Raw genomic sequence first — 6,547 nt, forward strand, 5'->3', positions numbered from 1 at the left:
CCTTAAGCCGTTTTCAGGTCGCCTACCGGGCGGGCAGGTTCAACCGGGGGATAGTAAGGTTCGTTATGGCGCGCTTTACTGCGCAGGCCTTCCGGCACGTCATACAGTGGGCCGAGATGCTGATATTGCTGCGCCATATCGAGATATTTTGCGCTACCGAGCGTATCCAGCCAGCGGAATGCGCCGCCGTGGAAAGGAGGAAAGCCCAGACCGTAAACCAGCGCCATATCGGCTTCCGCCGGGCTGGCAATGATGCCCTCTTCGAGACAACGCACCACTTCGTTAACCATAGGGATCATCATGCGGGCGATAATCTCTTCTTCGCTGAAATCGTGCTGCGGCTGGCTGACTTCCGCCAGCAGGCTGTCGACAGCGGCATCCTCTTCCTTCTTCGGCTTGCCTTTACTGTCTTCTTTATAGCGCCAGAAGCCGAGGCCGTTTTTCTGGCCGAAACGGTTGGCGTCGAACAGAGCGTCGATTGCGTCGCGATAATCTTTCTGCATTCGCTGCGGGAAGCCCGCCGCCATGACTGCCTGGGCGTGATGCGCGGTATCAATACCGACCACATCCAGCAGATAGGCCGGGCCCATCGGCCAGCCAAACTGCTTCTCCATCACTTTGTCGACTTTGCGGAAGTCCGCGCCATCGCGTAGCAGCTGGCTGAAGCCAGCGAAGTAGGGGAACAGCACACGGTTAACGAAGAACCCGGGGCAGTCGTTGACCACAATCGGCGTCTTGCCCATTTTGCTTGCCCAGGCGACGACTTTGGCAATGGTTTCGTCCGAGCTTTTCTCGCCGCGAATGATCTCAACCAGCGGCATCCGGTGCACCGGGTTAAAGAAGTGCATTCCGCAGAAGTTCTCCGGGCGCTTCAGGACGCTGGCCAGCTCGCTAATCGGAATCGTCGAAGTGTTTGACGCCAGGACGGTATCCGGGCGCACTTTATCTTCCGTTTCCGCCAGCACCGCTTTTTTCACTTTCGGGTTCTCAACGACGGCTTCGACCACCACGTCCACGCGCTCAAAACCCGCGTAGTCCAGCGTTGGCTGAATGGTGGAAATAACGCCAGCCATCTTCAGACCGTCGATTTTGCCGCGCTCAAGCTGTTTATTGAGCAGTTTGGCTGCTTCGGTCATACCGAGCGTCAGCGATTTGTCGTTGATATCCTTCATGACAACCGGCACGCCTTTCCAGGCCGACTGGTAAGCAATGCCGCCGCCCATAATACCCGCGCCCAGCACGGCAGCGTGTTTGGGCGTCTCGATGCCTTTGGTCAGCTTCTTCGCTTTTGCTTTAACGTACTGATCGTTGAGGAAGATACCTACCAGCGCCCGCGCCTCGTTGGTATGCGCCAGCGGAACAAAACTCTGGTTTTCCAGGTTCAGCGCTTCTTCACGACCAAAGCGGGCGGCGGCTTCAATGGTTTTCACGGCGGTAATTGGGGCTGGATAATGTTTCCCGGCGGTTTGCGCCACCATGCCTTTGGCGATGGTAAAACTCATCGCGGCTTCAATTTTACTCAGGTGAAGAGGCTCCAGCTTCGGCTGGCGCTTTGCCTTCCAGTCGAGATCGCCGTTAATGGCCTGATGCAGAATCGCTATCGCGCCATCGATCAGTTTTTCCTGTTTAACCACGCCATCAACAAGGCCGATTTTTAAGGCCTGTTCTGCGCCAACGTCTTTGCCTGCGGCAATGATTTCCAGCGCGCTGTCCGCGCCAAGCATCCGCGGCATCCGCACCGAGCCGCCAAAGCCCGGCATGATGCCGAGCTTCGTTTCAGGCAGGCCAATACGCAGGTCAGGCGTCGCCAGACGATAGTCGGTCGCCAGTACGCATTCGCAGCCGCCGCCCAGCGCATAGCCGTTGACGGCGGAAATGGTCGGGACAGGTAAATCTTCCAGGCGATTAAATACGCTATTGGCGAAATGCAGCCATTGGCTGAGCTGCTCCTCAGGCACCAGGAACAGAGAAAGGAATTCGGTAATGTCAGCGCCGACGATAAAGGCCGCTTTCTCTGAGCGCAGCAGCAGCCCTTTGAGATCTTTTTGTTTTTCGAGTTCGTCCAGCGCATGACCGAGGCTGGCTACGGTTGCGGTATCGAGCTTGTTGACCGAGCCGGGGGCATCGAATACCAGTTCGGCAATGCCGTCTTCCCGCCAGTCGAGGTACAGGGTGTCGCCTTTGTAGAGCATGTCAGTCTCCTGAATCCAGCAATATGATCTGGTCGTACCAGATGAGACGGAGTGTGGAATTTATGTTAAAGAATTGCAAATAAGTCTTTAAATAAATGCTGGTCGGATCACATCCGGTAAAAACGCCCGGTCTGGGGCCAATGTGCTAAGATGCGGAGAATCACGATCCAATAAAATCAAAGGATAAAAGATGGAATCACTGGCCGGTCTCTATAAAAATCATATCGTTACCCTACAAGAGCGTACTCGTGATGTTCTGGCTCGTTTCAAGCTGGACGCATTGCTGATCCACTCCGGTGAACTGTTCAACGTTTTTCTTGATGATCATCCGTATCCGTTCAAGGTCAATCCGCAGTTTAAAGCCTGGGTACCGGTTACGCAGGTACCTAACTGCTGGCTGCTGGTGGACGGCGTCAACAAACCGAAGCTGTGGTTTTATCTACCGGTTGATTACTGGCACAACGTGGAGCCGCTGCCGACCTCATTCTGGACTGAAGATGTGGAAGTGATTGCTCTGCCGAAAGCGGAGGGTATTGGTAGCCTGCTGCCTGCCGCACGCGGCAATATCGCATATATCGGACCGGTACCGGAACGTGCGCTGGGATTAGACATTGCGGCGGATAAAGTCAACCCGAAAGGGGTTATCGATTATCTACACTACTATCGCTCTTATAAAACCGACTACGAGCTAGCCTGTATGCGCGAGGCGCAAAAATCAGCGGTTAACGGTCATCAGGCGGCTCATGAAGCGTTCCTCTCCGGGATGAGCGAGTTTGATATCAACCAGGCCTATCTGACCGCGACGGGGCATCGTGATACTGACGTCCCCTATAGCAATATTGTGGCGCTGAACGAGCATGCCTCCGTGCTGCATTACACTAAGCTTGATCATCGCGCACCTGCGGAAATGCGTAGCTTCCTGCTGGATGCGGGGGCGGAATACAACGGTTACGCGGCTGACCTGACGCGCACCTGGGCGGCTCACGGCGATAATGACTATGCGCAGCTGGTTAAAGACGTTAATGATGAACAGCTGGCGTTGATTAGCACTATGAAGGCGGGCGTGAGCTACGTGGATTATCATATCCAGTTCCATCAGCGCATTGCCAAACTGCTGCGTAAGCATCAGATAGTCAAGGATATGAGCGAAGAAGCGATGGTTGAAAATGACCTGACCGGGCCGTTTATGCCGCACGGTATTGGTCACCCTCTGGGTCTGCAGGTTCATGATGTCGCCGGTTTTATGCAGGATGATACCGGTACTCACCTGGCTGCGCCGGCAAAATATCCTTACCTGCGCTGCACGCGCGTACTGCAACCAAGAATGGTGCTGACCATTGAGCCGGGTATCTACTTTATTGAATCGCTGCTGGCGCCGTGGCGCGAAGGGCAGTTCAGCAAGCACTTCAACTGGCAGAAAATTGAAGCGTTAAAACCGTTTGGCGGCATCCGCATTGAAGATAACGTGGTGATCCACGAAAACAGCATCGAAAATATGACGCGCGACCTGAAACTGGCGTAATGGAAAGCTGGTTGATACCGGCTGAGCCGGTCACCTTTGTTGAAGAGATAAAAAAGAGCCGCTTTATTACGCTGTTGGCGCATACCAACGGCGTAACGGCGGCAAAGGCGTTTGTTGAGTCAGTCAGGGCGGATCATCCTGATGCCCGACACCACTGCGTGGCGTGGGTGGCGGGGCCGCCGAATGACTCACAGCAGCTGGGTTTTTCCGATGATGGTGAACCGGCAGGAACGGCGGGCAAGCCAATGCTGGCGCAGCTGATGGGTAGCGGCGTCGGAGAGATAACCGCTGTCGTTGTGCGCTACTACGGTGGTATTCTGCTGGGCACCGGCGGCCTGGTGAAAGCATACGGCGGCGGTGTTCATCAGGCGCTTGCGCAGCTCACAACGCAGCGCAAGACGCCGCTGACCGCATATACTTTGCAGTGTGAATACGGGCAGTTAGCCGGGATTGAAACGCTGTTGGCTCAGTTCTCAGGGAAAATTGTCGAAAGCGAATATCAAGCGTCTGTTCAGCTGCGCGTGGCGCTTCCTCTGGCTGAAGTGGCGCTATTTTCAGCAAAACTGGCTGATTTTAGTCGCGGTTCGTTGCAATTACTGAAGATTGACGAATAATCCCCACCTGATTTTTTTGCATATCAAAGGAAGCGCCAGAGATGCATTTTCGCGCGATAACCCGAATCGTTGGACTGTTGGTCATTTTGTTTTCGGGGACGATGATCCTGCCGGGATTAGTGGCCCTGATATATCGCGATGGTGCGGGGCGGGCGTTTACCCAGACCTTTTTTGTTGCCCTTGCGATCGGTTCACTTCTGTGGTGGCCTAACCGACGTGAGAAAGGCGAACTGAAATCCCGCGAAGGATTTCTGATCGTGGTCCTCTTCTGGACCGTGCTGGGTAGTGTGGGGGCGCTGCCGTTTATCTTTGCTGAACAGCCTAACCTGACGGTGACGGATGCGTTCTTTGAATCCTTCTCGGGGCTGACAACGACCGGGGCAACCACGCTGGTGGGGCTAGACTCGTTACCCCATGCGATTCTTTTCTATCGCCAGATGCTGCAGTGGTTCGGCGGTATGGGGATCATCGTGCTGGCGGTAGCGATACTGCCAATACTGGGCGTTGGGGGGATGCAGCTGTATCGGGCTGAAATGCCTGGGCCGCTGAAAGACAATAAGATGCGGCCACGAATTGCTGAGACCGCGAAAACGCTGTGGCTTATCTATGTCTTACTGACTGTGGCCTGTGCGCTGGCGTTGTGGTTTGCCGGAATGCCGGCATTCGACGCCATCGGACATAGCTTCTCAACTATCGCAATTGGCGGGTTCTCCACTCATGACGCCAGCGTGGGTTACTTTAATAGCCCAACGATTAACTCCATTATTGCGATATTCCTGCTGATATCTGGCTGTAACTACGGTCTGCACTTTTCATTGCTCAGCGGGCGTAGCCTGAAAGTGTACTGGCGCGATCCGGAATTCCGTATGTTTATCGGCGTACAGCTAACGCTGGTGGTGGTATGTACCCTGGTGCTGTGGTTGCATAACGTCTATGGCTCAGCGCTAATGACGATAAACCAGGCGTTCTTCCAGGTTGTGTCGATGGCGACGACAGCGGGCTTCACTACCGATAGTATTGCCCGCTGGCCGCTATTCCTCCCTGTACTCCTGCTATGCTCGGCTTTTATCGGCGGTTGTGCTGGGTCAACCGGTGGTGGTTTGAAGGTTATTCGTATCTTGCTGCTGTTCAAGCAGGGGAACCGTGAGCTGAAACGCCTGGTCCACCCGAATGCGGTATACAGTATTAAACTGGGGAACCGTGCGCTGCCGGAGCGTATCCTGGAAGCCGTCTGGGGATTCTTCTCCGCTTATGCGCTGGTATTTATCATCAGTATGCTGGCGATTATTGCTACCGGCGTGGATGATTTCTCGGCTTTTGCTTCGGTGGTTGCGACGTTGAATAACCTTGGGCCTGGGTTGGGCGTTGTAGCGGATAACTTTGCGACGATGAACCCGGTCGCGAAATGGATTTTGATTGCTAATATGCTGTTTGGTCGTCTGGAAGTGTTCACCTTACTGGTGCTATTTACTCCGACTTTCTGGCGCGAATAACAGGAGTGTCTGTGAAAACTTTAATTCTATTCTCTACCCGTGACGGGCAAACGCGTGAAATAGCCTCTTATTTGGCATCCGAATTAAAAGAGCAGGGGATTGATTCCGATACGATTGACCTTAACCGTACTCATGACATCGCGTGGCCTCTGTACGATCGCGTTGTGATTGGCGCATCAATCCGCTATGGCCACTTTCACCCGGCGCTGGAGCGATTTGTGAAAAAGCACCTACAGTCGCTGCAGTCGCTGCCAGGAGCTTTTTTCTCGGTTAACCTTGTGGCGCGTAAACCAGAGAAACGCACCCCGCAGACCAATAGCTATACACGTAAGTTCTTGCTTAACTCACCGTGGCAACCGCAGCATAGTGCGGTGTTTGCTGGGGCGCTTCGCTATCCGCGCTATCGTTGGTATGACCGCTTTATGATTCGCCTTATTATGAGGATGACTGGCGGGGAAACAGATATCAGTAAAGAGGTTGTTTATACCGACTGGCAACAGGTTGGTCGATTTGCGCGGGAAATTGCGCAAATGACCAGCAAGTAGCGCGTAAAATCATCCTTGTGGTGGAAAGTTGAGCGAACGAAAAGTTTTTTGCAATTACCTCTTGTCACTTCAGAATTACTCCCTATAATGCGCCTCCACTGACACGGAACAACGGCTTACAGGCCGCCGGGTTAGCGGGGTTCAGCGATGAACGCCGGCAGAGAAAAGCGAAAATAAACGC

At 54.0% G+C, this 6,547-nt stretch carries 5 protein-coding genes; 4 read left to right on the forward strand and 1 reads right to left on the reverse strand.

The window, feature by feature from the left end; genetic code table 11:
• Positions 1–2: 2 nt before the first annotated feature.
• Positions 3–2,192 (reverse strand): fatty acid oxidation complex subunit alpha FadB, encoded by a 2,190-nt coding sequence (gene fadB, locus FN082_RS11160; RefSeq protein WP_142981577.1) that lies wholly within the window; start codon positions 2,190–2,192, stop codon positions 3–5.
• 190 nt (positions 2,193–2,382) lie between these two features.
• Between fadB and pepQ the strand changes: the two genes are divergently transcribed.
• From pepQ to hemG, 4 genes are read left to right on the forward strand one after another with little or no spacing between them, the layout of a single operon-like run.
• Positions 2,383–3,714, forward strand: coding sequence for a Xaa-Pro dipeptidase (gene pepQ / locus FN082_RS11165; protein WP_142981578.1), 1,332 nt, complete (start codon positions 2,383–2,385; stop codon positions 3,712–3,714).
• Entirely contained in the window at positions 3,714–4,328 is a 615-nt protein-coding gene (locus FN082_RS11170) for an IMPACT family protein (protein WP_142981579.1), read from the forward strand. Before pepQ ends, FN082_RS11170 begins: the two co-directional genes overlap by 1 nt.
• A gap of 41 nt (positions 4,329–4,369) precedes the next feature.
• Positions 4,370–5,821 carry a Trk system potassium transporter TrkH gene (gene trkH, locus FN082_RS11175; RefSeq protein ID WP_139537424.1) on the forward strand — a complete coding sequence of 484 codons (1,452 nt, stop codon included), beginning with the start codon at positions 4,370–4,372 and terminating at the stop codon, positions 5,819–5,821.
• Positions 5,822–5,832: 11 nt separating this feature from the next.
• Positions 5,833–6,366, forward strand: a complete 534-nt coding sequence (gene hemG / locus FN082_RS11180) for a menaquinone-dependent protoporphyrinogen IX dehydrogenase (protein WP_139537425.1) — start codon at positions 5,833–5,835, stop codon at positions 6,364–6,366.
• Positions 6,367–6,547 lie beyond the last annotated feature (181 nt).

Source organism: Klebsiella spallanzanii (assembly GCF_902158555.1).
GTDB classification, from domain to species: domain Bacteria; phylum Pseudomonadota; class Gammaproteobacteria; order Enterobacterales; family Enterobacteriaceae; genus Klebsiella; species Klebsiella spallanzanii.

Bases quoted from the DNA above. Each gene is read 5' to 3' on its own strand.
- fadB (WP_142981577.1), bottom strand. From the start codon at position 2,192: ATGCTCTACAAAGGCGACACCCTGTACCTCGACTGGCGGGAAGACGGC.
- pepQ (WP_142981578.1), top strand. From the start codon at position 2,383: ATGGAATCACTGGCCGGTCTCTATAAAAATCATATCGTTACCCTACAA.
- FN082_RS11170 (WP_142981579.1), top strand. From the start codon at position 3,714: ATGGAAAGCTGGTTGATACCGGCTGAGCCGGTCACCTTTGTTGAAGAG.
- trkH (WP_139537424.1), top strand. From the start codon at position 4,370: ATGCATTTTCGCGCGATAACCCGAATCGTTGGACTGTTGGTCATTTTG.